The organism is Pedobacter sp. Leaf132, assembly GCF_920984695.1.
Classification (GTDB): domain Bacteria; phylum Bacteroidota; class Bacteroidia; order Sphingobacteriales; family Sphingobacteriaceae; genus Pedobacter.
Genome location: NZ_CAKLBO010000001.1, coordinates 744,774 through 771,033, shown reverse-complemented (window position 1 = coordinate 771,033; position 26,260 = coordinate 744,774). Strand labels below are relative to the sequence as shown.

Below are 26,260 nucleotides of genomic sequence, written 5' to 3'. Positions count from 1 at the left end.
TGTTATTTTTTATAAATAATAGATATAAAACCTTTTACAGTACCTGCATTTTCTAAATCGATAAGATAATAGTAGGTATCTTCTGCAAGCGGTTGCCCATTGTAATATCCATCCCAATCGTTTTGATAATTGACGGCACTATAAATAACTCTTCCTGCTCTATCAACAATCTTAATTTTATTATTTAAATATTTCTCTAAGCCCTTCACCACAAAGAAATCATTTTTACCATCACCATTTGGGGTTAAAAAGTTGTTTGTGATGATTAAATCTGTTACCGTTTGAGAAATTATAATCGGTTGTAAAAACCCTTGTGTTAGCGCAATGTTACTTGATTGGAAAGTTTCAACCAATACCATCTCTCCTACTGAAAAATCAAAATATAAATTATTGATTTTACCATAATTGCTCGCAGCATTTATCACCTGCGGAAGATTGGCCGGAATACTGGTTTGCGCTTGGGCAACTAAACCAATTGCTATTAATAAAGCACAGCTGATGAATGAGTATAATCTTTTCATGGCATTTACTGCGAAATTTTTACCCAATCCGTTCCGTCGCTTTGAATTGTAATTACCTCATTAGATGGAAGCGTTGGTATGGCGGTTCCATTTGGTTGTACAACGTTTGCCAAATTCACAGCAGCTGATGAGCCATTTATAATTCTATATATCCTACCCTTTGCATCGCCCGCAAGTGGTAAAGCAATGGAAGTTGCAAGCGCTCCTAAAACTCTAACTGTGTGATGACTTTCATTTAATGTTAAACTTCCGCCTGTTGTGTATCTTAAAATACCCGTTGCAAATGAACCATTAATGTTTAAGGTGCTTGAGGCTGATGGTGCAGAGCTTGTAACGCCTAAACTATTATTTACAGTTAGTGCGCCACCATTTGTTGCCAATTGCCCAAAAATTAACGGCAGTGTTGTATTGGTATTTGCTATAACTAATGTATTGTTGTTGGTTGTAAGTGAGCTTCCGGCGTTGCTGCCAATTAAAATATTACCCGTACCACTACTAATTGCCGCACCAGCTAGTTGGCCGATTGCTGTATTATTATTTCCGGTATTAAAGGTTAAGGTGCCGCTTCCTATACCCGTATTACCTGTTCCACTAATATTTCTGATTAAAGAATTTGTGCCAATTGCTGTATTATCAGAGCCTGAAGTATTAACAAGTAATGCCTGTGAACCAAATGCAGAGTTATTAAAACCACTCATGTTTCTTTGCATGGCTAAATAACCAAAAGAACTATTTTCATAGCCAGAATTATTTAGTGAAAGTGATTCTTTACCAAAAGCACTATTGTAATAACCAGTAATGTTATTTGTTATCGTTCTATAGCCATAAGAAATATTTAAATCAGCAGAGTTTCCAATTCTACCCGATTTTTGACCATTTACAGTGAAATTGATTGCAACATCATCTGTATTACCTAAAAAGTTGGTCAAATTATCTTGGTTGCCGGTATTACCTCTTAGTGCCCATCCTGAAGCATTTATAAAAGCATTTCTGCTGATTAATTCGGGTACACCCGTGGCTGCATTCGTAATGTATACTTTATTCGCATCAGTTACCCCTGCAGTTGTAAGCTTAGCTACAGAAACAGATGCGTTTGCAAGTTGTAAGGTACCAACTGCTGCATCATCAATATTTGCATTTTTAACTTCTTTATTACCAATTTTTATTGAAGTTACAGCTGCGTCAGCTAATTTGGTTGTTGTAACTGCTCCATCTGCCAATTTAATTGTAGTAACAGCTCCATTATTAATGTTTATAACTACATCCTTTAATAATGCTGTAGCACCATTTGCATCAATGCTTAAATCTGTTGAGTTAAGTGCCTTGCCACCTGCAATATTACTTACATCTAATGTTACCGGTTTCCATACAGCTCCATCATATAATAATACCTGATTATTGACAGGGTTTGGTGCGGTAAGTGTTTTACCCTGAAGATTAGCAATAGTTGGATTTGGATAATTCCCTGCTAAATCTCCTCCGGCGACACCAGTTGATGGACCGACTGGACCTTGAATACCTGCATCGCCTTTATCGCCCTTATCGCCCTTAACTCCTGCTACGCCGGCAATACCTTGGGCACCAGTTGCCCCAACTGGGCCTTGAGGACCAGCTGGACCATTTAAACCAACAGGTCCAGCAGCTCCAGTATCGCCTTTAATGCCTTGCGCACCGGTTGCACCTTGCGGACCAGCGGGGCCAGTTAATCCAGCAGGTCCAGCAGCTCCTGTATCTCCTTTAATGCCTTGCGCTCCAGTTGCACCTTGCGGACCAGCGGGGCCAGTTAATCCAGCAGGTCCAGCAGCTCCTGTATCTCCTTTAATGCCTTGCGCACCGGTTGCACCTTGCGGACCAGCGGGGCCAGTTAAACCTATAGGTCCAGCAGCTCCTGTATCGCCTTTAATGCCCTGTGCACCAGTTGCACCTTGCGGACCAGCAGGGCCAGTTAAACCTATAGGTCCAGCAACTCCTGTATCGCCTTTTGCTCCTGTTGGGCCATTGGCAGCATACAATGCATAAGGAACGCTCAGTAGTTGGGCAGTTCCTGCAAGGCTGAAATTGTTTCCATTATCAGGATCAATTTCAACTTTAATAAATTTTAAATTTGCGCCCCAGGTAACACCTGCAATGGTTCCTGTTGTGGAAGTTGCACCGGCGCTGCCAATAATAACACTGTATAGCCCGAAAGCATTTGTGACCACACTTCGTACTTCGGAGTACTGTGCAGGTCCGTTAGCCGAGGCATCAAGAATACTGATTTTTAATGTAATGTTTTTGTTGGCCAGTGCTGTACCATTTGAATTTCGTGCAGCTCCCTGATAGTTAAATAGCTGAGGAGTTTGAGCCTTAACAAAAAATGCCATGCCAAATAATAGCAAAGCAGTGAGTAGAGTTCTTTTCATTTAACAGGAATGTGATCATTTTAGAGTAAGCATGCGGATGATTGCACGGCCTAACTCTCAAATCTATGAATTAGTATATCCTACATAGAGATGTTTACACGAAAACCTTTAAAGCATTAAAAAAACTTTAATAATGGTATGTTAAATGAATATTTTGAAATTAAATTTTTACACAAAGACTGTTATAACATTAAAACAGCATTAGTAATATTTTCTAAAAACATTCCCCAAAGCGCTAAGGCGATGATTTAAGTTTCCGAAGGGAAAGAAATGCCTTTAATGTTCCGATACAAATCAACAGCATACAAATCGGTCATTCCGGAAACAAAATCGAGTACACTTTGGGTTCTTGAATATATATCCTCTTTATCTGTATGGTATTGTTTTGGAATAAGTTTAACAAGTTTCTTATAATAATGTGTGTTGTTGTGAATAAGTGCAGGAACAAATTCTTCGAGCAAACCAGCCATTATTTTATAACCCGCTACTTCTTTTTGAATCACTGATGAAAAATTATAGATTCTTTCGACAGATATCTTCTCGATTGCTTTCCAGGCACTAATATATGGTTCGGGTAATAAATCCGTCAGGCTTTTATTTAAAGTCCCACTTAAAAGATGCTCCTGTTCATCATAAAATAGGCCTGCACAAATTGTGGTTAAAGTATTAATTGCTTTCGCACGTAATAATCCAATTTTAGCATCATCATCTTCATAATCGTTCTTAAGTCTGTCTTCTATGGTTTTTGAATTGGCGAAAGGCAACAAAAAACCTCTCACTTCTTCATAAGATAAAATTTTCAACCGATGCGCATCTTCCAAATCAATAATGCTGTAACAAATATCATCTGCAGCTTCTACAAGATAAACAAGTGGGTGGCGTTTATAAATCAAAAACTCACTTTCTTCCCTTTCCATCCCTAATTCATTAGCAATTTTTAAAAAACTTTCCTGTTCAGATTGAAAAAAACCATATTTCTTGCGATGTAATAATCCTTTTTGCTTGCCTGCTATTGATGCGCATGGATATTTTGCAATTGATGCCAGAGTAGAGTAAGTTAAGGCGTAGGCATCATTTCCTTTTCCTTTTAGTGGATGCGTTAAAATTCTTATTGCATTTGCATTGCCTTCAAAATTTATTAAATCATGCCATTGAGATTCATTCATTTCCTGTTGATAAGCTTTTCCATCTCCATCGGTAAAATAACGGGATATAGCTGCTTCGCCCGAATGTCCAAATGCCGGATTACCTAAATCATGGGCAAGTGCCGCGGCAGCAACAATGTTTCCAGCTTCGTTTATCAGTGGTACACTTTTAATTAATGCCGGATTTTTATCTTCCACTTTATTGAGAAAAAGATTTGCCATAGAGCGGGCCACACTTGCAACTTCTAAACTATGTGTTAAACGGTTATGTACAAAAACACTTCCAGGCAAGGGAAACACCTGTGTTTTGTTTTGCAACCTTCTAAACGGTGAAGAAAAAATTAACCTGTCATAATCACGTTGAAAATCAGAACGAGCCCTATCATTGCTTGCACCATATTGTTCCTGACCAAAACGTTTATTTGATAGTAATTTACTCCACTCCATGAATTAGCTTTTATTAGGTTGGCAAGTTAAGCAAAACTGAAAACTCATAACGAAGAATTTTATCGCTACAGTTGTATTTATCTAAGAATGAAAGCGAATAAAACAAAACCATTTACCTAATTACTTGTTTTTTAATTAAGATACAGCAACATGAAAACGAGCATTTATAATAAAGAAGAACATTTAGAAGGCTTTGTTGGCAATACCGATGAAGCAAAAGTAAAATCTGATGTTCAAAAAGCTTTTGAAAGCGGTAATGATGGTAACGAGGTTACCTCATTTGGCAAAGAGCCGACTGAAAATAATGACAGCAAAAATGCTAATACTTCGACTAAAATCGTTGCCCGAGATGGCTTTGACAATACCGGAACTCAGGGTGCAGATTCTTTAAGTGATGATGCGTATAATAGCAAAGATAAAAACCCAACGATTGAAAGTGCTGCAAGTGGTACTGGGAGTTCATCTAAAGATTTTAACACCACCCAACGCAATAATATAAAGCAAAGAAACGAGGATGATGCTTTAAATACAGGAATATAAAAAAAAGAAAATGAGTTTATTAAAATATGTGATACTTGGGGCAGCAGCTGTTTACGGGTACAAATACGCAACTAAAAAAAGAGGAATAGATGGAAAATCTATTGTTGATGATTTAAAAGAACAAGCTCCGGATTATATTGATAGAGCGAAACGATTTGGTGAAAATGTGAAGCAGGATCTGAACCAGACGAGCGGCATGTACTAAATAAATTAAATCTTATCTATTGATGAATAATCGTTCATCAATAGATATATTAATATTTGCAAAAGAATATTATTGTTCTTTACCGCCAATTCCCTTATTCTCCCCCTTATTTCTACTCGATAAATCATCACTTTCTGTAAGATTTTTATCTTTTAGTTTTCCTGATGCATCAATATTATCTTCTCCATCATGAGCTGGTTCATCTTTCCTTTTAAAAGCTTCATTGTTTGAGCTATGACCATAAGTATCATTATCTAAATCGATGTTTGCTTTATGCTCTTTATTTGAACCTCCGCTATTTTCTTTATTCGTATTCATTTCAGGTATTTTTAGGTAGGATGTATTAACATAATAACATCTAAAATTTTAAAAGGTTTAATTCTTTTTTCTGCTTAAGCAGTGCAAAATTAAAGAAGGAAAAAAATGAAAATCTAAACAAAAGTACGTTGGTTTTGTTTACTTATACGAAGTATAATTAATACGTATTAATACAACAATTTGAAGTACAAACACGGGCCTTTACGTTTTAAAATATTTCGATATTTGAGATCGACTAACTAGTTTTTTGTAACCGAAATTGAAAAATCATATTAAAGTATTACTCGCTGAGGATCATACCATTGTTAGGAATGGAATCGCGGCACTCTTAGAAAAAGAGGAAAACATTAAAATTATAGCCGAGGCGAAGAACGGAGAAGAGGTTTTAAGTTTATTAGAATCGGGTGTTGAACCAGATTTGATATTGACTGACATCAATATGCCAGATATGAACGGCATCGAACTTATTGCTGCGCTTCGTTCAAGCTATCCAGATATTAAAGTACTCATTTTGACAATGCTTGAGGATGAAAAATATGTTAACCAGGCCTTAAAAGCTGGTGCACATGGATATCTCCTTAAAAATGTAAACATTGACGAGATTATATTCGCTATCCAGCAAACTACCGGTGGTTACAAATATATCTGCACTGGCATTTCTTTAAATTTGCTGGCACAGGCCGATGCTTCTCAGGATTACAATGCCCAAAAAATTAAAGCTAACGTTGATATTTCTAAAAGAGAAATAGAAATCCTAAATTTAATTGCACAAGGCTTTACCAATAGTGAAATTGCTGATAAATTATTTACCAGCAAAAGAACCATCGAAGGCAACAGGCAAAACTTGCTTGATAAAACCGGTACTAAAAATACAGCGGCCTTGATAAACTTTGTAGTGCGGAATAGAATTATCGATTAACCATTAATCAGACACCATCTTCTTGTTTTACATTTCCAGCTAAATCATCTACATCATCTTTATCTGAACCATTAGTATCTCTTTTTTCCGGAGGATTTTCCATTCTGCTTTCCTCTAGATCAGAGAAATCTCCACCTTTTTGATTAGCTACCTCTCCATGAGATGACGGCTTTTTATTTATTTCTTCTTTAGGATCTGCAAAATCTTGTCCTTCAATAGGTAAATTTTCTTGCGTGTGCTCTGGCTTGTTTTCTTGCTTGCTCATACAAATTAAACCCATAACCAGCATCCATTGTTTCAAAAAAGATGGTACAAAAAAAAGCCCTCGATTTTCATCGAAGGCTTCAGTTCTTTTAAAATCAATTAAACTTTGATTTCAACTTCAACACCGCTTGGTAATTCAAGTTTCATTAAAGCATCAACCGTTTTAGAGTTAGAGCTATAAATATCTAATAAGCGTTTGTAAGCGCATAATTGGAACTGCTCTCTAGCTTTTTTGTTTACGTGTGGAGAACGTAATACAGTAAAGATTTTTTTCTCTGTAGGAAGTGGAATCGGTCCACTTACAACTGCACCCGTAGGTTTAACAGTTTTTACGATTTTCTCAGCAGATTTATCTACTAAGTTGTAATCGTAAGATTTTAATTTAATTCTGATTCTTTGGCTCATCTTATTTTTAATTATGATTCCCTGTTAGAGCTATTAACAACAGGAATCGGATTAAGCCTCACCCCAACCCTCTCCAGAGGAGAGGGAGGTAGCAAGTGCAATATTATTTTTAATTCCCTCCCTTCTGGGGAGGGTTAGGGAGGGGCGAATTAGTCTTCTGATTTAATTCTCCCTTTAGACTTAGCAATTACTTCGTCTTGTACGTTTTTAGGCGCTGGCTCGTAGTGATCAAATTCCATTGTAGAAGTTGCACGTCCTGAAGTGATTGTACGTAACTGCGTTACATAACCAAACATTTCTGATAGTGGAACTAATGCTTTGATAACTTGTGCACCATTACGAGTATCCATACCTTGTAACTGACCACGACGACGGTTCATATCACCGATAACATCACCCATGTTTTCTTCAGGGGTTAAGATTTCGATTTTCATAATTGGCTCCATCAAAGTAGGTTTACATTTAGGTAAAGCCTCACGATATGCCATACGAGCAGCAAGCTCGAATGATAAAGCATCTGAATCGACTGCGTGGAATGAACCATCAATCAAACGTACTTTCATATCAGGAAGTGGATAACCGGCTAACACACCATTCGACATTGCAGAAGCGAAACCTTTCTCTACAGAAGGGATAAACTCACGTGGAATTGAACCACCTGTAATTTCGTTTACAAACTGCAAACCACCTTTTTCGAAATCAGCATCGATTGGAGAAATAATAACCTGGATATCAGCAAATTTACCACGACCACCAGATTGCTTTTTGTAAGTTTCACGGTGTTGAGTAGTACCAAAGATTGCCTCTTTGTAAGCTACTTGTGGTGCTCCTTGGTTTACTTCTACTTTAAATTCACGTTTTAAACGGTCAATTAGAATATCTAAGTGAAGCTCACCCATACCAGAAATTACAGTCTGGCCAGTTTCTTGATCAGTTTGGACTCTAAATGTAGGATCTTCTTCAGCCAATTTAGATAAGCCCATACCTAATTTATCAACATCAGCTTGAGTTTTAGGCTCAATAGCTAAACCGATAACAGGCTCAGGGAAGTTCATAGACTCAAGAATGATTGGGTTTTTCTCATCACATAGTGTATCACCAGTTTTGATATCTTTAAAACCAACTACCGCAGCAATATCACCAGCAGCCACATTAGGCACAGGGTTTTGCTTGTTCGCATGCATTTGGAAGATACGAGAAATACGTTCTTTATTCTCTGAACGAGTGTTATAAACGTAAGAACCTGCCTCTAAGTTACCAGAATAAACACGGATGAAACATAAACGACCTACGAATGGGTCAGTTGCAATTTTAAATGCTAAAGCTGCAAATGGCTCATTAATGCTTGGTTTTAATAAAATTTCTTCGTTAGTATCTGGGTTAGTACCTGTAACACCTTCAGAATCTAAAGGAGAAGGCAATAATTCCATTACATAATCCAACATAGTTTGTACACCTTTGTTTTTGAAAGATGAACCACATACCATAGGAACGATTTTAGCATCTAAAACAGCCGCACGTAAAGCATCTAAAACTTCACGCTCAGTAATGGTTTCTGGTGCTTCGAAGAATTTCTCCATTAAAGACTCATCATAATCAGCAACTGATTCTAATAATTTCTCTCTCCACTCAGCAACTTCATCAACCATATCATCAGGAATTGGCACTTCAGTAAAGGTCATACCTTTATCATGCTCGTTCCAAACAATACCACGGTTGTTAATTAAATCAACAACACCTTTAAATGAATCTTCAGAACCGATAGGTAACTGTAAAGGCACTGCATTACTACCTAACATATCTTTAACTTGCTTAACAACTTTTAAGAAGTCAGCTCCAGAACGGTCCATTTTGTTAACGAAACCAATACGAGCAACATTATAGTTGTTAGCTAAACGCCAGTTAGTTTCTGATTGAGGCTCAACACCATCAACTGCAGAAAACAAGAACACTAAACCATCTAATACACGTAACGAACGGTTTACCTCAACGGTAAAATCCACGTGTCCCGGTGTATCAATAATGTTCATGTGGTAATTCTGATCTCTGTACTTCCAGTTAACTGTAGTAGCAGCAGAAGTAATAGTAATACCACGCTCTTGCTCTTGTGCCATCCAGTCCATTGTTGCAGCACCTTCGTGCACCTCACCAATTTTGTGACTAACACCAGCATAATAAAGGATACGCTCAGTTGTTGTAGTTTTACCTGCATCAATGTGAGCTGCAATACCAATATTTCTTGTAAATTTTAAATCTCTAGCCATTATATTTTTTTGTTGATTTATCTGATTTTAAATGATTACACCGATTATGTTAAATAACAAATCGGTGTAATTTATTTAATCAGTATAATCTTCTAATTAAATCTGTGTAATCTTACTAATTTGTAAATAAACTACTAGAAACGGAAGTGAGAGAACGCTTTGTTAGCCTCAGCCATTTTATGCGTATCTTCTTTCTTCTTAACAGCAGCACCTTCACCTTTAGCAGCAGCAACGATTTCGCCAGCTAATTTCTCCTTCATCGTTTTTTCACCACGACGACGAGCATATAAAATTAACCATTTCATACCTAGAGCAGTTTTACGCTCTGGTCTAACCTCAGTTGGAACCTGGAAGTTAGCACCACCAACACGGCGAGATTTAACCTCTACAGCTGGCATAATGTTAGTTAAAGCACGTTTGAATATTTCTAAACCGTTTTCACCTGCTTTTTTCTCAGCAATTTCAACAGCATCGTAAAAAATAGAATATGCGATAGATTTTTTTCCATCATACATCATATTGTTTACAAAACGAGTTACTTGAACATCGTTAAATTTTGGATCAGGAAGAATAATTCTCTTCTTTGGTTTTGACTTTCTCATTTCTTATTTCCTCCCGATTATTTTTTCTTTCCTTTTGCAGGTGCAGCAGCTGCCTGACCTGGTTTAGGACGTTTAGTACCATATTTAGAACGACGTTGGTTACGACCAGCAACGCCTGATGTATCTAGTGCACCACGAATGATGTGGTAACGTACACCTGGTAAATCTTTAACACGACCACCACGAATCAATACGATTGAGTGCTCCTGTAAGTTGTGACCTTCCCCAGGAATGTATGCATTAACCTCTTTACCGTTCGTTAAACGAACACGGGCTACTTTACGCATTGCTGAGTTTGGTTTTTTAGGGGTAGTGGTGTACACACGTGTACATACACCTCTTCGCTGTGGACAGCTGTCCAACGCTGGAGACTTACTCTTGAACTCCAGTGCTACTCTACCTTTTCTAACTAATTGTTGAATGGTTGGCATTGTGCTTTTTTATGTTTTTTATTAAAAAATTTACCGCTCCCCCGGCATCCTTACAGATAGCCCATAAAACGGACTGCAAAAGTAGAACAATTCTTTTTATAAATCAAGGGGTTAGCGTAAAAAGTTTTACGTTGTAAGTAATAAGTTTTAAGTTGAAGATTAAGGAGTTGTAAATTTCAAACATTCCTGATGGTGCATTCGCCTTGCTCAAGCTACTTCAGCATTTCACATTAACATGTAGAGATTTTTTTTGAAAAGCAATTTCAGTAGTTCTTAGGTTATGTTCGGTCCCGCTAATGCTACAAGCGCCAAAAAACCTGTGTAAACATGAAAGCATACTAAAAAACATAAATACAGATGCTTAAATCGGCAGCTTTACGCGTATATCGGGTTTAGATTAATCCGGCCTGCATAAAACATTCTGAAAATAGCTAACATTTTAAATAATTTATTTGGCAAATAAAAAGGCTGTACCAAATAAATAGTACAGCCTTATCAAAATAATTTAAAAGAATTAATAAACGCTATTATTGAGTTGGGTTTTGCGTTAATTTACCCGGGTATGAGTTAATAGCACTTTGCGGGATGTAATAAACCACTCTAAAATCTGTAGCTGCAATATTAACATTTTGATTTTGAGGTCCAGGATATTGACGGCTAAGCGCCTTTCCATTGCGGAACACATCGAAACTACGTTCTGCCTGGTAAGCAAGTTCCAACTGTCTTTCTTTATCAATTAAATCACCAGCGTTTGATGCATTTAAAGTAGCGTAGCCACCATTAACAATAGAACGTGTTCTTATCGTATTCAAATCACTAAGCGCTTCTGAAAATCTTTGTAATTTGGCATAAGCTTCCGCTCTGTTTAAATACACCTCACCTAAACGGCTAATTACCGGAGAATGTAAATGTGAATCTTCGCCTTCACGAGAATCTTTAACAATATAAAATTGAGGATAAACACGGTTTAATGTTATAAAGTAATCAATAACACCCGTATAGGTTTTACCATTTTTATAGTTAATGGTATAAATTTCCTGCGCTGCATTTACCGGTGTTAGTGTGTAAACATCTGTACCTTCGGTACAGGTAATTGTACCTCCATTTCTGGTTACAGTTGCTTGTACATAGTTTACAACATTACCTGCATCGTCTTTAATAAATCTAAATACCTCTGTGTAAGCACCTGCAGAATTTTTTGAATAAGTCGGCTCGATAAATGCGGCCCTTGCATCAACCATTTTATATTTATCTGGTCGCCAGTCATTTCTACCCGTTTCGTTTAATAAACTGATATATTTTGCACTTGCATACATTTCACCCCAACCTTGTCCGCCAATGTTAGCATACATACCACCAATACCATAATAATGATCAGAACCAGAAAACTCTGAAGCAACACGTTTAATAGCGAAAATAGTTTCTCTATTATTCTCAGGTATTAAAGTATTATATTTCATAAACTGATCTCGTGGCAACAAACCATAATTAGAGGTGTTAGCGATAACTTTGTTCGCATAATCTACCGCCAACTGAGCATTTGTTTGATTAGGGTTTTCATAGGTACCACTCATATACAGATAAATTCTGGAAAGCATAGCTTGCGCTGCGCCTTTAGATGCAAAATCAGGTCCTTTGTTAATCGTTATCAATTCCTCTGCCTTTTTCAAATCAGCAATAGCCTGCTCATAAGTAGCTTTAACAGTTGCTCTATCTGGTAAATTTAAATTGATAACGTCTTTTGGTGTTCCGTTAACAATAGGCACACCTAAGTTAGTTTCCGGATTTTGGTAGTATGGACGTCCGTAAGCACGCACCAAATAGAAATACATCATTCCTCTAACATAATAGCACTCGCCCAACTTACTATCAAGTGTGGCGTTTTTCCCTTGCGGAATTAAGTTAATTATGTTTGAAGCCTGCGCCACTGCCTTATAACCACTATCCCAAAAGGTGGTTAATCTTGCATTATTTGGTGTTCTGGCAAAAGAGATAAATTCGAAGAATGGATCTGTAGAAGAACCTCTGATCATCATATTATCTCCGGCATATTCGCCTAAGCGATGCATAGGATCTGACCATGCTTTAAGCTGTGCATATACTCCATTAAGCAATCCATCTATAGATTCCTCTGGATTTTGATTTATTTTTTCAGATTGCAAGGAACCGTAGGGTTCTCTATCAACCTTACAAGATGATAGTGCAATTGCAGCAAAAATGACAATTAATATCTTTTTCATTTTTATATTATTTAGAATGAAGCATTAAACCCGAACATAAATTTTCTTGACATAGGATACACAGATGGCCCGGTAGAAAATAAAACGGCACCATCGTTAGCAGGTAATTCTGGGTCTACACCCGAATATTTGGTTAAAACAAATAAGTTCTCTCCAGATAAAAACACCCTTAAATTACGTACTTTATATTTCGTCAAATTAAAACGATAGCCCACCGCCAAAGAACGCATTCTGAAAAAGTCGCTGCTTTCTAAGTAACGTGACGACATTGAGTTCCCTCTATCCTGATTATTGTATTTGGCAACAGGATGGGTAGCAATATCGCCAGGTTTTTGCCATCTGTTCCAGCCATCAATAAGTTTCATTTGATTTCTATCCGTGTAGGCTCCATCAGCATCATATTCCTGACGTGAATAATTGTAAATTTCTCCACCTATCGAATATCCAAATACAGCATTTAAATCAAATTTTTTATAGGTTAATGATGTTGTAATACCACCAAAGAAATCTGGCGACGCTTTCGAAAGCTTCTCTTGAGTAGCTTGCGCATAAGTAGACGTTTTTGTCCTTTCGGTTTCATTGCCATTTGCATCTCTGGTTACTCTATACCATTGCGGCAAACCATTATCAGGGTTAACCCCAGCCCATTCCGGCATATAATAAGTATCTACCGGCAAACCAACCTGAAGTATACGTGTTGCAGAACCGGCGATGCCTAAACCATCGTCAACAATGATTGGTTTAGCTGTGTAGCTGCCATCCAAATTACGGGTTTTATAGATATCAGTAAGTTTATTCACATTGTGACCTAAATTCATATCCAAACTCCAGGTTAAATCGTTTGTACGAATAATATCACCGCCTAAAGCTATCTCTATACCTTGGTTTCTCATTTTACCAACATTTTGATAAAGTCTTGTTACGCCTGTTAAACCAGAAATTGGTACATTATAAAGGATATTATTGGTGTTTTTGATGTAATAATCTACGTTTAACCTAAGTCTGTTATTAAACGCAGCAGCATCTAAACCTACGCCACTTGTATAAGTTTCTTCCCAGGTAAGATTTTCGTTTCCAAGTTGGCTAATTAAAAGGCCCGGAATACCATTATAACTCGCAGCAGGATTTACAGCATATAAATCAAACTGCGGATATAAAGAACTTGGGCGGTTACCCACTGTACCAAAAGCGGCACGCAATTTTAAATTATCGATGTTTTTAACTTTAAACCAATCTTCGCGGTGAATATTCCAACCGGCACCAACAGAAAAGAAGTTACCATATTTTTTTCCAAAGTTAGACGCACCATCTCTACGCAACGATACTTGTGCCAGGTATTTATCATCAAATGAATAACTACTTTTAAAAAGTAAAGATTGTACTGCCCATTCGCTTATTCCTCCTTTGGTTCTTTCTGGTTTAGATACTACATCCAGCACCTCAAAACCTGGAATTAAACCTGTTCCGTAAACATCTAAAGATTTACTTCTATAATCATTAAACTCGTAACCTGCTACAGAATTTAAACTGTGCTTACCCCACGAATTAATATATGTTAAAAGCTGGTTAGTGTAACGACGGGTATATTCATCCCTATATTCGGTAATACGTCCGTTTACACTTAAGCCACCATTTGAGCGTGGATCTGTGTAGCTACTTGCAGAATAGGTATTAAATCTATAGTTATTAACAGATGAAAAAGTCAACTTATCGGTTATTTTGATGTCGAAATCCAAATTACCCATCAGTTCATAATTTGTGTTCGCTCCTTTATTCCATTGTAAATCATAAAGATAATTTGTAGAAACACTGTTTACCCAGGTACTTGAACGATGAGGAACTAAATTTCCATTCGCATCATAAGGGCTATCCCATGGTAAATTTGAATATATAGAAGTTACAGAATATTGTTTATCGGTTACACCACGGCGAGCACCAACTAACGATGGTTTAATGGTAAGCCAGTTATAAGGTTTGTAAACAGTATTAAACCTAAAATTGTAACGCTCATAATCATAACCTCTTATAGCCCCTGATTCATCATAAAAACCAACAGATAGTAACGATTGTAATTTTTCTGTTCCACCTTGAATAGTAACATTATGGGTTTGATTAAAACCTTCTTTAGTAGCTAAATCCCACCAATCGAAATTACTGTTACGCAAATCCGGTTTCCACCTAGGGAAACTAATTGTGTTTGCATTTGCAAATGAAGCAAAGTAATCATATAATTCTGCACCATTCATTACTTGTAGATTTCCATTAGTAAGCTGTGTAACACCTAGCCTTGAAGATACATCAATAGTCATTTGACCAGATTTTGCTCTTTTAGTAGTTACGATGATTACACCATTTGCACCTTGCGAACCATAAATTGCAGTAGATGCAGCATCTTTTAATACGGTTAGATTTTCAATATCTTCCGGATTTAAATCACCAGGACTTGAGCCAATAATTACACCATCGATAACCCAAAGCGGGCTGGTTGTTCCACCTAAAGTAGCCTGACCACGAATGATAACTGCACCCGTAGAACCTGGTCTGCCTGAACCTGGGGCAACAAATAAGCCCGGGGCTTTACCGGCAAGAAGGTTTTGTACATTTGGTGAAGTAACATTTTGTAATGCACTACCTTTAATGGTACTTAAGGCACCTGTTAAACTTTCTCTTTTTTGAACACCGTAACCTACCACAACAACTTCATTTAATGATTCAGTAGATTCTGCCAATGTAATATTTCCTAAAGATTGTTTGGAAACTGTAATTTCCTTTGAAGTATAGCCTACATAGCTGATGATTAAAACATCGCCTGTTTTAGCTTCTATGGTAAAAGCGCCTGAAGCATTGGCTGAAGAAACCCGAGTGGTGCCCTTAACTTTTACAGAGGCACTGGGAATAGATTTGCCTTCAACATCCACAACTGTACCGGTTATGGGTAGATTTTGTGCCTTGACTAATATAGCAAAAGCACATAGAAAAAATAATAGTGATAACTTTTTCATTACAGAAATTTGGTTAAAATGGTTAGTTTGTTTGTTTAAGAATGGGAACTAATGGTTTGGACACATTACAGCATAATAAAGTAGATTTGTTAGTTAGTTAGAATTAAACTTATCTGTTTGCTAATCGAGGAGATTTTACATCCTGATTAACTCAAAATTATACGATTAAAGCATTAAAAAACTTACAAACTCAACGCAAACGTTTGCTCAAACACAAGCCTTTAAAGAAATTTTAAAGCTTATCTGTAAGAAATTATTTAGAATGAAGTGTTTTCTGTTAGTTAACAGATTTTATAGCTTGTTTAAGGATATTAATAAGTGATTTTAGCTTATTATCAAGCATATATTTCTATCCATTCTGCCTTTATGGGATGTCAACCAAATTAAAAACCGACTTCTAACAATCGTTTGCGTTAAAATTTGTTGTAGCAGGTACAATTCTTGAAAAATCGTAGTTTTTTTTAGCGTGTTCAATTTACTTGAAATCAGCATTTATAATAAAGCCTTTTAATAAGCTGATTTGAACACTAATTAATAGTTACGATAAATTGAGGTTTAAAATTTATTAAACCCCAATTTTCGCTAGGCTATCTACCATTAATTTACTGTACTTCTCGGGTTGCTTCTTTCGCTTTTAGAACCAACTTTGGTAATCTTGTAATTTAAGGAAACATAAAAGTATCGGGTTATACTATTAAAACGAATATCTTCTATCCTGCTACCATTAACAGTTCTATCTATATTGGTATTTTGATTTAGTATATCAAAGCCTTTTAACGCTAAAGTAATTCTGCGCTGCATAAAATATTGCTCCATCCCGGCATTTAAAAGGAAAATATTATTGTTAAATCCATCTGCTCTTCCGGCTGTACCATTGTGGTTAAGCTCTGCATTAAACCTTGTATTCTTAATAAATTCATAGCTCAGACTGGTGCTACTGTAAAAACTAATAAATTTATTGTCGAGCGCACTTGGTTGCGAATTGTTTACCTTACTATACTGAACGCCAAAATAAATTCCTGCATTTAATTTATCTGCTACATCATAACTCATGTTGGCATTTGGCCCGAAATTATATCTATCTGTTACATTTTTTTCACTGTTGATGAAGGATGAGTTGTGCGAAAACGATAGGTTTAACCCGTAACCCATTCTTAAACCTTTAAGCTTGGTCGGTTGCCCAAAAAAAGTACCTGCATTCATATAATAGTTACCATCAACATTAACAGGTTGCACATATTGAACACCTTCTACATAATTAATACTGTTGCCAATATCATCCAAAGCATAATTTACAAGGAAATATCCATTCCAGTATTTATTGTTATCGGCACTAAATGTGTTAAAATTTACCGACATGCGATGACTTTTACGAGCCTCCAAATTTGGATTACCAACACGTTGATACAATGGATTACTATTATTTTGTACCGGCTGTAAATCGTTAACCGATGGCAGATTCACATTTGCATTATAATTTAATTGCAAAGTGTGTTTAGCAGGGTTTCTGAAACTGATGTTTAATCGTGGCAAAATATTGTAATATCTTCTTTCGATGTTATTTGTATTTAAACCTGTGCTGCTATAGGTAGATGCATCGAGCCCGGTTTCCTGAAAACCTAAGCCCAGGTTATAAGTCCATTGTGTGCGGTTATAAATCAAACCAACACGGGCACTCTGCAACCATGTTTTATTATTCAAAGTGTTGGAGAAATCAGGCACAACCGTATCGTATGTGTTGGTAAGCGGGTTATAACTAAGGGTGGTTTGTTGCGCTTCTACGGCACTATTATTTTGCAAGTATGCGATGTTTCCACTCCACTTTTTATTAAAAAGCGGGCGAATATAATTTATTGCGAAACCATAATTTTTAGATTTGTTTTCTTGTTCTGCCTGTTGATTTATATCGGTAACATCTATAAGGTTTCCACGATAATTATTTATTAAAGATTTGTTTAACCAATCAGCATTAAAAGTATTTTGCGTTCCGTTTAAGCCTAAAATTACCGAACCTTTTTTTAGTCTTCTGGTTAAAGAAAATTCACCGAATACAGACGGCGTAGCATTTTCCTGATTTAGGTATTGGTTACCTTGATTGGTTTTTCCGGCCAAATCAAAAGTAGAATTAAACGTTCGGTTATTGATGTTGCTGGTGTAATTCAAAATCGCATTAGAGCGTAATGCAATATCTGTTAAAGAATCGGGATGAAATTCTACCTTAAAGTTAAAACGGTGTGCCTGGTTGTCCGAATTTCGGTTTGAAACTTCATCGGTTCTTAAAACGTCATCCTGGTTAATGTCCTGTACGTTCGAAAATCGGTAACCTAAACCCTTACTAAAATAAGTAAAATAGCTACTGCTTAAGGTTAACTTATCTTTTTTGCCCCAGCTATTGCTGTAATTTAAACCTCCGCTATGTGTGGTTACTTCGCCTATGGCGCTGTTATCAAACACGCCTGAGCCACCAATTGTTGTACGCCCATTATTTACATTGATAGAAAAACCACCTCCGCCAGGTGGCGCAAAAATATTCCCGATATTTCCACCGGTAAAGCTATTTAAATCTTCATATTGAAAACTTGAGTTACTAATGTTATTGCTCATACCTAACAAAGCAAACTGCATCTTTTTGGTAAAATGATTTGCACTCAGGTATCCGCTGTATCTATCTGTAGTACCGCCTGATAAATTTGCATTACCAAACCAGCCATTCTTTTTATCTTCCTTGATGGTTAAATTTAATACCTTTTCCCGCTGTCCATCATCAATGCCTGTGGCTTTTGCTTCTAAAGTTTTACTATCAATTAATTGAACTTTGGCAATCACATCTGCAGGCAAATTCTTGGTGGCAGTTTTTGGTTCTGTTCCAAAAAAGTCTTTTCCATCAACGGTAAGCCTGTTAACTTTTTGCCCCTGCACTAAAATACTTCCATCCTTATCAATTGTAACACCTGGCAATTTTTTCAGCAAATCTTCTACCGCAGCATTAGGTTGTGTTTTATAGGCATCTGCATTAAATTCTACAGTATCTTTTTTTATGGTTGCCGTTGCAATTCTACCATTTACCGAAACATCTTTGAGCATAATGGCATCTTCTTTCAGCTTAAAAACGCCAAGATTTAATGGCTTGCCATTTACCGCTATATTTTTTTCGACAGGATTAAAACCTACTACCGTTATTTTGAATTTATAATCGCCATTAGCAACATCTTTAAGAATAAATTCTCCTGTTGCGTTCGAAACAGCACCAATTTTTATAGTTGAATCTTTTTTACTTGTAAGCACAGTACCAGCATATTCTATAGGTTGAGCTGTTTTTTCTTCTAAAATTTTACCGGTTAGGGTAGCAGATTGTTGTGCGAAGGCTTTCGTAGATATTACACACAGGATTAGTAGTAAATAGTTCTTCATACTAAATTTTAAGTTTTCTTGTTTGGTTGAAATAGATGGTTTTAATCCGTTTTCAAGTATAAGACACAAAAAATATTAAAACGTGACAATCATTTTAACACAAAACAAAAAAACCTCGGTTTCAGGCCGAGGTTTTTATATAAACACATTTTAGATTTTACATTTTTGATGCAACCGCTTTGGCTTTTTGTTTGTGATGATGTTTTTTATGGGATTTTTTTTCCTGAGCTTTTTCAGTTTTAGCTTTAACAGCTGTAGTAGTTTGTGCATTAACGGCATTAACAGTAAAAGCTGCTATCAGGGCGATCATTAAAATTTTAATTGCTTTCATTTTCTTATGATTTAAGATTAATAAAACCTTATTAATTGTTTAATAAATCTCTAAATACAAAATGAAGAATGGATGAATATACTATCTACTTTTATGAAAAGTATCCAAATATAAATCTTCAACCTTTTTTCGGGCCCAAGGCATTTTGCGGAGAAACTTTAAACTCGATTTTATGGAAGGATCGCTATTAAAACAATCTATTTTAATGAGCCCACCCAACCGTTCCCAGCCATAATGCACTTGTAAATCGGTAACAATTTTTTCTAAGGTTAAACCATGCAAGGGATTGTTTTTCTGCTCTGCCATGAGGCAAAGTTAATTCAAATTATGATTTATTAAGGATTATATTGCGCCATCCAAACGGTTGCACCGCCGCAATCCGGATCATCAGTTTTATGTTCAATTATTTTAAATTGATGTTTATTTAAAATCGATTGGTATTCTTTAGTGGCTAAAGAAGCATGAAATAAATTTTCACCACCGTTTAATCCCCACGATTCTCCATTTTTTGAACCTGAGGTAAACAATAAAACACCACCGGGAAGCAAATGCTTCTTAAAAACATCAAGTGTTTCAGGCTGCTCTTCTAAAGGCAAATGAAAGAAACTATGCCAGGCAATTATTGCATTAAACTTTCTTTCGAGTTTAAGTTTTCGCATGTCTGCAAGAATAAATTCGACATCCTCGAAATTCTCTTTAGCAATGCTGAGCATCTTTTTACTGGCATCCACTCCGGTTACCTGGAAACCAGAATCTTTAAAATATTTTAATAATGGAATTCCCGTACCGCAGCCAATATCTAAAACAGTTCCACTTACCGGGATAATGGATATTAGTTTATCGAGGTATTTTTTCTCGATTAAATTTGTTGGCCGGTTGTCAGCGAACCACTCACCAATTTTATTGTAAACTTCAAACACGTTCTGCCGGTTCCCTTCCATAATTTTTATTTAAAAAGCAACTGCCGTAGCATCAATTTCGATTAACATGCCGCTTAAGGCTAATCTCTGAACAGGAATTAATGTATTTACTGGAAACTCCAAATCGGGCCATATTAAATTTGATTCTTCAATAAGTACCTGATGTTTCTCCTCATCGTAATCTACAACTAAAGTAGTAAGCTTTGCGATATTTTTAAAGCCCATGCCTTTACTCGCTAAAGCGATATTTATATTCTCGAAAACTATTTTTACCTGTGTTCTGAAATCGGTACTTAAAACCCCATCCATTCTGCTTCCACCCTGCCCGGCAATAAATACTAATAAATCTTTTGCTGATACAGTGGCAACGTGAGCATAACCATGCGGACACGGATCATAAATGCCTTCCGGATTACTAATTTCTAAAACTTTATTTTTCATTTCAGTTATTTCTGGTAAAACTATTATTTATAATTTCCTTCAGTGTTAGCAATTTGCAATAATATATTAAAAGAGTTTTTAGCGCTAATTGAGCAAAAATTTTTGAAAAAAATGTTTTTTTTGAGTGTTTTGTTTTTGCAGTAACAAAACCATTAATCGTAAACCCGATGGAAACGGCAGCTCCCGATTTTTCATCGGGACTAAAGTGTACAGCGGGACTGAATTAACCGAAGCATTACTTTACCGTACATTTCCAAAAAAAAAACGCCCTGAAAATTCAGAGCGTTTATATAATGCATGTAAAGTGTAGTTTAGTTTGTCCAACTGTTGTTATCCGGATTTGAATCTGGCAATACTTTGTTAGGGTCTAAAATTACCGAAACTACCTCTTCGGTTGTTGGATAGCGAACTAACCAGCTTGTGTTTTTCATCCAAACATCAACCGGAACTTTTATTATATCGGTTTTACCGCTCTTAGTTTTTACCTGAAGGATAATAGGCATTGGCATTTTCTCAAGGTTATCAACTTTGATGTTGTAACTTGTTATTTTTCCATCAGTTTTAACTGCTTGAACATCACTTATGGCTTGGTCCATTTTCCAGTTATTTAAAAACCAGCTTCTCCAGAACCATGCTAAATCTTCGCCTGCACCGTTCTCCATTGAGCGAAAAAAGTCGAACGGTGTTGGGTGTTTGTATGCCCAGTTTTTAATGTACTGGCGGAAAGCATAATCAAAACGATCTTCGCCTAAAATCTGCTCTCTTAAAATATCTAAACCCCAACCTGGTTTGCTGTAAAGGTTTACACCAATGTTACGTTCTGCCATTCCATCGGGCATAAGCATAATATTTTCCAAAACCGGGTTACCAATAACACGTTTACCGATATTATTCATATCTGTAACACGCGATTTATATTCGCCATTATTAAAGTTTTTAGAAGAAATACCATTGATGAAAGTGTTAAAACCTTCATCCATCCAACCGTATTTACGCTCATTTGAACCAACAATCATCGGGAACCAGGTATGGCCAAATTCGTGATCGATTACGCCCCATGCCGAGCCATTTTTAGCCTTCCAACCACAGAATACAATGCCCGGATATTCCATACCACCAATGTTGGTCGCAACATTTACCGCCATTGGATAAGGATATTCGAACCATTTTGTAGAGTAATGCTCTATGGTAGATTTTACGTATTCTACGCCTCTGCCATAGCTATCGTTACCATTGCTTTCGATAGGTTGTGCAGAAACTGCCAATCCTTTTCTTCCGCTTGGAAAATTTATTCGTGCGGCATCCAAAACAAATGCTTTTGACGAAGCCCAAGCAGCATCTCTGGCGTTTAAGATTTTAAATTTCCAGGTTAACTTATCTTTCGCAGGGCGGGATTTAGGATCATTAACTTCTTCAGCAGAACGAATGTGAACAGTTTTATCGCTCGCTTTTGCTGCGTTCCATCTTTTTAATTGCTCTGCCGTAAATACTTCCTGTGGATTTAAAAGCTCTCCAGAACCCATTACGATATGATTAGCCGGTGCAGTAATTGCAAAAGTGATATCGCCATATTCGCAATAAAACTCGCCACCGCCCCAATAAGGCAATGTATTCCAGCCAATTACATCATCGTACACACACATGCGTGGAAACCATTGTGCGATTGCAAAAATTTCTCCATTTTGAGTAGTTAAATGCCCGGTTCTGTCTGAACCTTCTTTAGGCACAACGTAAGAGTAATCCATTTTAACCGTAATTAAATCACCATTTGCAGCCATAGGTTGGTCTAAACGGATTTGCATACGGGTATCTTCTACCAAAGAAGTAAATTTTACTGCTGCCGATTTTTGAGAAACACTGATGTTTTCGATTTTGTAACCGCCATTAAAACTTTCGCCTTGCGCACCGTAACGACTTCTTGCAGGCGTTACCGCATAACCACGGGAAGTTTGTTTAAAGGTATTTTGATCTAATTGTAACCACAGATATGGCAATTTATCGGGACTGTTGTTTTTATAAGTGATGGTTACACTACCCGTTACCGTACTGGTTGCTTCGTTAAGGCTGGCTGTAATGTTGTAATCAACTCTGTTTTGCCAATATTTTGGCCCTGGTACACCAATTGCAGAACGAAATTCGTTTCCGTTTTGCGTGTAAAACAGTGGTCCGAATGCCTCTGCCGGACTATAATTTGTTGCAGCAGGCGTAGTTTTGGGCGCTTGTTGAGCAAATGCAGAAAAAGCAAATGCACAACATGATAAGCTTAAAGTTATAAGTTTATTCAGTTTTTTAGTCATGTTGAAATTTTTATAGGCGGCAAATATAAGCAATCGGCGTTATTATGTTTTCTTGTGCCTATAATGTTACTTTACAACATCCTAAACCACAGAATGCTACATTTGGTTATCTACTTTCTTCAAGTTTGGCAAATCTTGTAGTTTTTTTTCCTTCGGAGATAATTTTAACCAAGCTTGATAAGCCTGAGCGATGTAATATGGATAATTAAAAGGCCTTTGTTCCTGAATTTTTAATGTAGATGGGCGATAAATAATCATAAAGTTTTTTAATTCTTCGCCATCCAGTTTAGTTAATTCTTTTATAGTTTTTTCAGTAAAGTTTCGGTCTATTTCTGCATTATAACTCTCCTTTTGTTCAAGTTCGGCTTCTAATCGCTGCTGGCGTTTGTATTTACCATGACCAAGATTTAAACTTAATCCACCAACCTTATCCGTCATTTTTTTACGGTATAAATTACCACCAGTACCCATTAAAGTGTATTTTTCTGCCATTGGATCTTTCGACAAAACTTCTTTATTAATTTTTACACCATTAATGTTTACATCATTTAAGTTATTTGAGCGCACAACCATATAAATGGTTTTTGGCAATAAGTTGGTAAGGTAAAGTGTATCTGTTGTATAACCTACAAAAGAAAATTCGAGCAAATCGCCAACTTTGGCTGGTACTGTAAATTTCCCGGCAGCGTTGGCACTAACCACTTTCTTGTTATTTAAGTTTCTAATGGTAACGCCCGGAACTGTTAATGATTTTTTAGAATAATCGTAAATTGTACCGGTACTAACAGTTTGGCTAAACGATGCAAACGGAAGGGCAAGGAAAATAAAAATGATCAGCTTATACATATCCAAAAATATATTAGTTTTAAATGTTAAAATCCTATTTAACAATCTTTAACATTAAAACAACGGTTTTAACTAAGTGTTTCAGCGTAAAGGTTTTCATCAAAAGAAATTAGAATGGCTTTGCCATCTTTCTCAATAATTGGGCGTTTAATAGCACTGGTGTTTTCTACCAAATAATCTATTGCCTTTACCTGATTATCAATTGCTTGTTGTTCTTCCTTTAGTAATTTTTTCCAGGTCAAACCTTTCCTGTTCAGCACGGTTTCCCATCCAAAATTGTTACACCAGGTGTTTAGCTTTTCCTTTGTAATGCCTTTTTTCTTAAAATCGTGAAATTCGAAATCAATTTTATGTTCCTTTAACCAATCCAGAGATTTTTTAACCGTGTTACAATTTGGAATGCCGTATACTATCATGTCTATTTTTATTTGATGCTCAAATGTAAGGATGATTAAACAAATATTGAATGATTGAATTTGAATGAAAGTATAAGATAAATATTCTTTTAATCTGCGGCTAGCGGAAATCAACTTTAGTTCATCACATTTTTTCGCTAATCCATCACATTTTAAAAATATATTGCAGCGGTGTTGCTAAAATTGCTCCATCAAAAACAAAAACATGGCTATTAAAGATTTACACAAAATTGAATTTTGGATTTCCACCTGCTTTTACATCCTTATCGTAATACTAGTTATCACCAATGCAGGAAGCAGAGATCACAACCATAATTACTACTATTTTCGGGGCGCTAACTTAACCTATTCGCACATCACAAATTACCTGATACCCGAGCTTTTTAGGTTTTCTGTTCTGTATGCAAACTTTCTTGCCATAAACTTTTGCATTATTCCTTCTTTCATTAAAAAACATAACATATTAGCAAACAGCTTTTTCCTTGCCGGATTATTCCTGATTGGTGGCTTAGTGATAAGCATTTGTAATACCTATACCAAAGCATACATTCTGGTAGAGTACAATGAATTGCAGGATGGGTACAATAGGCTATTTTACGAAGGATTTTTATACAGTTTATGGTCTATAGTTATTATTGCAGCGTATGGATTAGTAAAGGAGTTTATACTTTACATCAGAGAAAATAAATACCGCGATGCCGATGAGCGAACGCAAGTTAAATTAGATGTAGGTTTCGGATTAGCATTTTGGTTTGTTGGGCTGTTACTTTGGATAACAACAAGAGCCGGAATAGAAATTAGCATTTGCTGGAGCCTTGTCATCTTCTCCACCATAGGCATATTTATATATTCCATTTACAAATTACTGCCACAAAACTTTGAGCAAGGCAAAAAATTTAAGGTTTACTTTTGGCAGGTATTCTTCATTTCTATATTATTAGCCGTTCCGCTCGGCTTAATTTCAACCATTTTTATTATGCGGGCAGAAATGTTTTTTATAGTATTCATATTCCATTTGTCAACACAACTTATTGTAACCGTACCGCTATCGTGGTTTGTTTACAAACAAAGAACTTCTACACAAAGTGAGGTGGCAAGCCTCCGTACAAAATTGGGTAAATCTAATGCCAACCTGAGTTTCCTGCAATCGCAAATTAACCCACATTTTTTATTTAATGCACTAAATACCCTTTACGGAACCGCATTACAAGAAAATGCCGATAGAACCGGCGAAGGCATTCAAAAACTTGGAGATATGATGCGTTTTATGTTGCACGAAAACATGCAGGATAAAATTTCATTAACCCGCGAAGTTGAATATTTAAACAATTATATCGATTTGCAAAAACTTCGAACTTCTCGCTCTGCTGATATTAGAATTGAAACTCATATCGACGAACAGTTGAATAATCTGGAAATTACACCCATGCTTTTAATTCCTTTTGTAGAGAACGCCTTTAAACATGGTATAAGTTTACAACAACCCTCTCATATAAAAATTACGCTGCAAACTAAAGAGCGCACTTTATTTTTCGATGTTAACAATAGCATTTACCACAAGGCCGATACCGACCCGGAAAAACTTAAAAGTGGCATCGGCCTGGAAAACGTAAAACAAAGGTTAACCCTGCTTTACCACGGGAAACATGAGTTAATTATTCGCGAAAGTGCAAAAGAGTTTTTTGTGCATTTAACCTTGCAGCTAGATTAAGATCTATCATTTTTTTTGAAAATGTATGGTAGTGTAAATGGCGGACGAAAGCCCCGCCATTTGCTTTACTCCGTTACACTCCGTGCTCGCTATTGTCGGGTTTAACTTACTCAGGCTGGTAAAACTATTAATGTTTTCGCTACGTGCTTAAAAAATTTAATGTGCTGAGGTTTTAAAATTGA

Annotated in this window: 23 protein-coding genes; 4 read left to right on the top strand and 19 right to left on the bottom strand. The window is 36.4% G+C overall.

Annotated features, from left to right (window positions below; translation table 11 throughout):
- Positions 1 to 2 precede the first annotated feature (2 nt).
- The 3 genes from LUA86_RS03345 to dgt form a co-directional block, all read right to left on the bottom strand.
- Positions 3 to 521, bottom strand: a complete 519-nt coding sequence (locus tag LUA86_RS03345; RefSeq protein WP_231459145.1) for a gliding motility-associated C-terminal domain-containing protein — start codon at positions 519 to 521, stop codon at positions 3 to 5.
- Between the two features lie 5 nt (positions 522 to 526).
- The gene (locus LUA86_RS03340) at positions 527 to 2,923 is read right to left on the bottom strand and encodes a hypothetical protein (RefSeq protein ID WP_231459143.1); all 2,397 of its coding nucleotides are present in this window, start codon (positions 2,921 to 2,923) and stop codon (positions 527 to 529) included.
- Between the two features lie 248 nt (positions 2,924 to 3,171).
- Positions 3,172 to 4,515, bottom strand: coding sequence for a dGTP triphosphohydrolase (gene dgt, locus LUA86_RS03335; protein ID WP_231459141.1), 1,344 nt, complete (start codon positions 4,513 to 4,515; stop codon positions 3,172 to 3,174).
- Positions 4,516 to 4,665: 150 nt separating this feature from the next.
- Here dgt and LUA86_RS03330 point away from each other — a divergent pair, with 150 nt between their 5' ends.
- Together LUA86_RS03330 and LUA86_RS03325 are read left to right on the top strand one after the other, a co-directional pair.
- Positions 4,666 to 5,055, top strand: a complete 390-nt coding sequence (locus tag LUA86_RS03330) for a hypothetical protein (protein ID WP_231459139.1) — start codon at positions 4,666 to 4,668, stop codon at positions 5,053 to 5,055.
- A 10-nt stretch (positions 5,056 to 5,065) separates the two neighbouring features.
- Positions 5,066 to 5,260 (top strand): YtxH domain-containing protein, encoded by a 195-nt coding sequence (locus LUA86_RS03325; protein WP_231459138.1) that lies wholly within the window; start codon positions 5,066 to 5,068, stop codon positions 5,258 to 5,260.
- Positions 5,261 to 5,329: 69 nt separating this feature from the next.
- Here LUA86_RS03325 and LUA86_RS03320 read toward each other — a convergent pair whose 3' ends face one another.
- Positions 5,330 to 5,578 (bottom strand): hypothetical protein, encoded by a 249-nt coding sequence (locus tag LUA86_RS03320; RefSeq protein ID WP_231459137.1) that lies wholly within the window; start codon positions 5,576 to 5,578, stop codon positions 5,330 to 5,332.
- Between the two features lie 259 nt (positions 5,579 to 5,837).
- Here LUA86_RS03320 and LUA86_RS03315 point away from each other — a divergent pair, with 259 nt between their 5' ends.
- The gene (locus tag LUA86_RS03315; RefSeq protein WP_231459134.1) at positions 5,838 to 6,497 is read left to right on the top strand and encodes a response regulator transcription factor; all 660 of its coding nucleotides are present in this window, start codon (positions 5,838 to 5,840) and stop codon (positions 6,495 to 6,497) included.
- Positions 6,498 to 6,504: 7 nt separating this feature from the next.
- On the opposite strand, the gene LUA86_RS03310 is transcribed toward LUA86_RS03315, so the two are convergent.
- The 15 genes from LUA86_RS03310 to LUA86_RS03240 form a co-directional block, all read right to left on the bottom strand.
- Positions 6,505 to 6,762: a hypothetical protein gene (locus LUA86_RS03310; protein ID WP_231459133.1), complete on the bottom strand. Its 258-nt coding sequence runs from the start codon at positions 6,760 to 6,762 to the stop codon at positions 6,505 to 6,507.
- A gap of 98 nt (positions 6,763 to 6,860) precedes the next feature.
- Positions 6,861 to 7,166, bottom strand: a complete 306-nt coding sequence (gene rpsJ / locus LUA86_RS03305) for a 30S ribosomal protein S10 (protein ID WP_008244591.1) — start codon at positions 7,164 to 7,166, stop codon at positions 6,861 to 6,863.
- A 149-nt stretch (positions 7,167 to 7,315) separates the two neighbouring features.
- The gene (gene fusA / locus LUA86_RS03300) at positions 7,316 to 9,430 is read right to left on the bottom strand and encodes an elongation factor G (protein WP_231459132.1); all 2,115 of its coding nucleotides are present in this window, start codon (positions 9,428 to 9,430) and stop codon (positions 7,316 to 7,318) included.
- Positions 9,431 to 9,564: 134 nt separating this feature from the next.
- Positions 9,565 to 10,032 (bottom strand): 30S ribosomal protein S7, encoded by a 468-nt coding sequence (gene rpsG, locus LUA86_RS03295; protein WP_056097505.1) that lies wholly within the window; start codon positions 10,030 to 10,032, stop codon positions 9,565 to 9,567.
- A gap of 17 nt (positions 10,033 to 10,049) precedes the next feature.
- Complete coding sequence (rpsL, locus tag LUA86_RS03290) at positions 10,050 to 10,463, bottom strand: 30S ribosomal protein S12 (protein WP_010599925.1); 414 nt, start codon at positions 10,461 to 10,463, stop codon at positions 10,050 to 10,052.
- A 527-nt stretch (positions 10,464 to 10,990) separates the two neighbouring features.
- The gene (locus tag LUA86_RS03285; protein WP_231459131.1) at positions 10,991 to 12,703 is read right to left on the bottom strand and encodes a RagB/SusD family nutrient uptake outer membrane protein; all 1,713 of its coding nucleotides are present in this window, start codon (positions 12,701 to 12,703) and stop codon (positions 10,991 to 10,993) included.
- 11 nt (positions 12,704 to 12,714) lie between these two features.
- Positions 12,715 to 15,705 carry a TonB-dependent receptor gene (locus tag LUA86_RS03280; protein ID WP_231459130.1) on the bottom strand — a complete coding sequence of 997 codons (2,991 nt, stop codon included), beginning with the start codon at positions 15,703 to 15,705 and terminating at the stop codon, positions 12,715 to 12,717.
- A gap of 597 nt (positions 15,706 to 16,302) precedes the next feature.
- Positions 16,303 to 19,116 (bottom strand): outer membrane beta-barrel protein, encoded by a 2,814-nt coding sequence (locus tag LUA86_RS03275; protein ID WP_231459129.1) that lies wholly within the window; start codon positions 19,114 to 19,116, stop codon positions 16,303 to 16,305.
- Between the two features lie 157 nt (positions 19,117 to 19,273).
- Positions 19,274 to 19,447, bottom strand: a complete 174-nt coding sequence (locus tag LUA86_RS03270; protein WP_231459128.1) for a hypothetical protein — start codon at positions 19,445 to 19,447, stop codon at positions 19,274 to 19,276.
- Positions 19,448 to 19,528: 81 nt separating this feature from the next.
- The gene (locus LUA86_RS03265; protein WP_231459127.1) at positions 19,529 to 19,753 is read right to left on the bottom strand and encodes a VF530 family DNA-binding protein; all 225 of its coding nucleotides are present in this window, start codon (positions 19,751 to 19,753) and stop codon (positions 19,529 to 19,531) included.
- A gap of 29 nt (positions 19,754 to 19,782) precedes the next feature.
- The gene (locus LUA86_RS03260) at positions 19,783 to 20,388 is read right to left on the bottom strand and encodes a trans-aconitate 2-methyltransferase (RefSeq protein WP_231459125.1); all 606 of its coding nucleotides are present in this window, start codon (positions 20,386 to 20,388) and stop codon (positions 19,783 to 19,785) included.
- A gap of 9 nt (positions 20,389 to 20,397) precedes the next feature.
- On the bottom strand, positions 20,398 to 20,808 hold the full coding sequence (locus tag LUA86_RS03255) for a RidA family protein (protein ID WP_231459124.1): 411 nt from the start codon (positions 20,806 to 20,808) through the stop codon (positions 20,398 to 20,400).
- Between the two features lie 311 nt (positions 20,809 to 21,119).
- On the bottom strand, positions 21,120 to 23,105 hold the full coding sequence (locus LUA86_RS03250) for a M1 family metallopeptidase (RefSeq protein WP_231459123.1): 1,986 nt from the start codon (positions 23,103 to 23,105) through the stop codon (positions 21,120 to 21,122).
- Between the two features lie 96 nt (positions 23,106 to 23,201).
- Positions 23,202 to 23,951, bottom strand: coding sequence for a carboxypeptidase-like regulatory domain-containing protein (locus LUA86_RS03245; RefSeq protein ID WP_231459121.1), 750 nt, complete (start codon positions 23,949 to 23,951; stop codon positions 23,202 to 23,204).
- Positions 23,952 to 24,019: 68 nt separating this feature from the next.
- A complete protein-coding gene (locus tag LUA86_RS03240) occupies positions 24,020 to 24,367 on the bottom strand; it encodes a Spx/MgsR family RNA polymerase-binding regulatory protein (protein WP_231459120.1) in 348 nt (115 codons plus the stop codon).
- Between the two features lie 205 nt (positions 24,368 to 24,572).
- Between LUA86_RS03240 and LUA86_RS03235 the strand changes: the two genes are divergently transcribed.
- Positions 24,573 to 26,078, top strand: a complete 1,506-nt coding sequence (locus LUA86_RS03235) for a sensor histidine kinase (RefSeq protein ID WP_231459118.1) — start codon at positions 24,573 to 24,575, stop codon at positions 26,076 to 26,078.
- Positions 26,079 to 26,260: the final 182 nt, after the last annotated feature.

Excerpts from the sequence above, each read along its gene's own strand:
- LUA86_RS03325 (WP_231459138.1), top strand. The coding sequence starts at position 5,066 with ATGAGTTTATTAAAATATGTGATACTTGGGGCAGCAGCTGTTTACGGG.
- LUA86_RS03310 (WP_231459133.1), bottom strand. The coding sequence starts at position 6,762 with ATGAGCAAGCAAGAAAACAAGCCAGAGCACACGCAAGAAAATTTACCT.
- LUA86_RS03345 (WP_231459145.1), bottom strand. The coding sequence starts at position 521 with ATGAAAAGATTATACTCATTCATCAGCTGTGCTTTATTAATAGCAATT.
- LUA86_RS03245 (WP_231459121.1), bottom strand. The coding sequence starts at position 23,951 with ATGTATAAGCTGATCATTTTTATTTTCCTTGCCCTTCCGTTTGCATCG.
- LUA86_RS03330 (WP_231459139.1), top strand. The coding sequence starts at position 4,666 with ATGAAAACGAGCATTTATAATAAAGAAGAACATTTAGAAGGCTTTGTT.
- rpsG (WP_056097505.1), bottom strand. The coding sequence starts at position 10,032 with ATGAGAAAGTCAAAACCAAAGAAGAGAATTATTCTTCCTGATCCAAAA.
- fusA (WP_231459132.1), bottom strand. The coding sequence starts at position 9,430 with ATGGCTAGAGATTTAAAATTTACAAGAAATATTGGTATTGCAGCTCAC.
- LUA86_RS03340 (WP_231459143.1), bottom strand. The coding sequence starts at position 2,923 with ATGAAAAGAACTCTACTCACTGCTTTGCTATTATTTGGCATGGCATTT.
- LUA86_RS03255 (WP_231459124.1), bottom strand. The coding sequence starts at position 20,808 with ATGAAAAATAAAGTTTTAGAAATTAGTAATCCGGAAGGCATTTATGAT.
- LUA86_RS03320 (WP_231459137.1), bottom strand. The coding sequence starts at position 5,578 with ATGAATACGAATAAAGAAAATAGCGGAGGTTCAAATAAAGAGCATAAA.
- LUA86_RS03235 (WP_231459118.1), top strand. The coding sequence starts at position 24,573 with ATGGCTATTAAAGATTTACACAAAATTGAATTTTGGATTTCCACCTGC.
- LUA86_RS03275 (WP_231459129.1), bottom strand. The coding sequence starts at position 19,116 with ATGAAGAACTATTTACTACTAATCCTGTGTGTAATATCTACGAAAGCC.
- LUA86_RS03280 (WP_231459130.1), bottom strand. The coding sequence starts at position 15,705 with ATGAAAAAGTTATCACTATTATTTTTTCTATGTGCTTTTGCTATATTA.
- LUA86_RS03270 (WP_231459128.1), bottom strand. The coding sequence starts at position 19,447 with ATGAAAGCAATTAAAATTTTAATGATCGCCCTGATAGCAGCTTTTACT.
- dgt (WP_231459141.1), bottom strand. The coding sequence starts at position 4,515 with ATGGAGTGGAGTAAATTACTATCAAATAAACGTTTTGGTCAGGAACAA.
- LUA86_RS03285 (WP_231459131.1), bottom strand. The coding sequence starts at position 12,703 with ATGAAAAAGATATTAATTGTCATTTTTGCTGCAATTGCACTATCATCT.
- rpsL (WP_010599925.1), bottom strand. The coding sequence starts at position 10,463 with ATGCCAACCATTCAACAATTAGTTAGAAAAGGTAGAGTAGCACTGGAG.
- LUA86_RS03250 (WP_231459123.1), bottom strand. The coding sequence starts at position 23,105 with ATGACTAAAAAACTGAATAAACTTATAACTTTAAGCTTATCATGTTGT.
- LUA86_RS03240 (WP_231459120.1), bottom strand. The coding sequence starts at position 24,367 with ATGATAGTATACGGCATTCCAAATTGTAACACGGTTAAAAAATCTCTG.
- LUA86_RS03265 (WP_231459127.1), bottom strand. The coding sequence starts at position 19,753 with ATGGCAGAGCAGAAAAACAATCCCTTGCATGGTTTAACCTTAGAAAAA.
- LUA86_RS03260 (WP_231459125.1), bottom strand. The coding sequence starts at position 20,388 with ATGGAAGGGAACCGGCAGAACGTGTTTGAAGTTTACAATAAAATTGGT.
- rpsJ (WP_008244591.1), bottom strand. The coding sequence starts at position 7,166 with ATGAGCCAAAGAATCAGAATTAAATTAAAATCTTACGATTACAACTTA.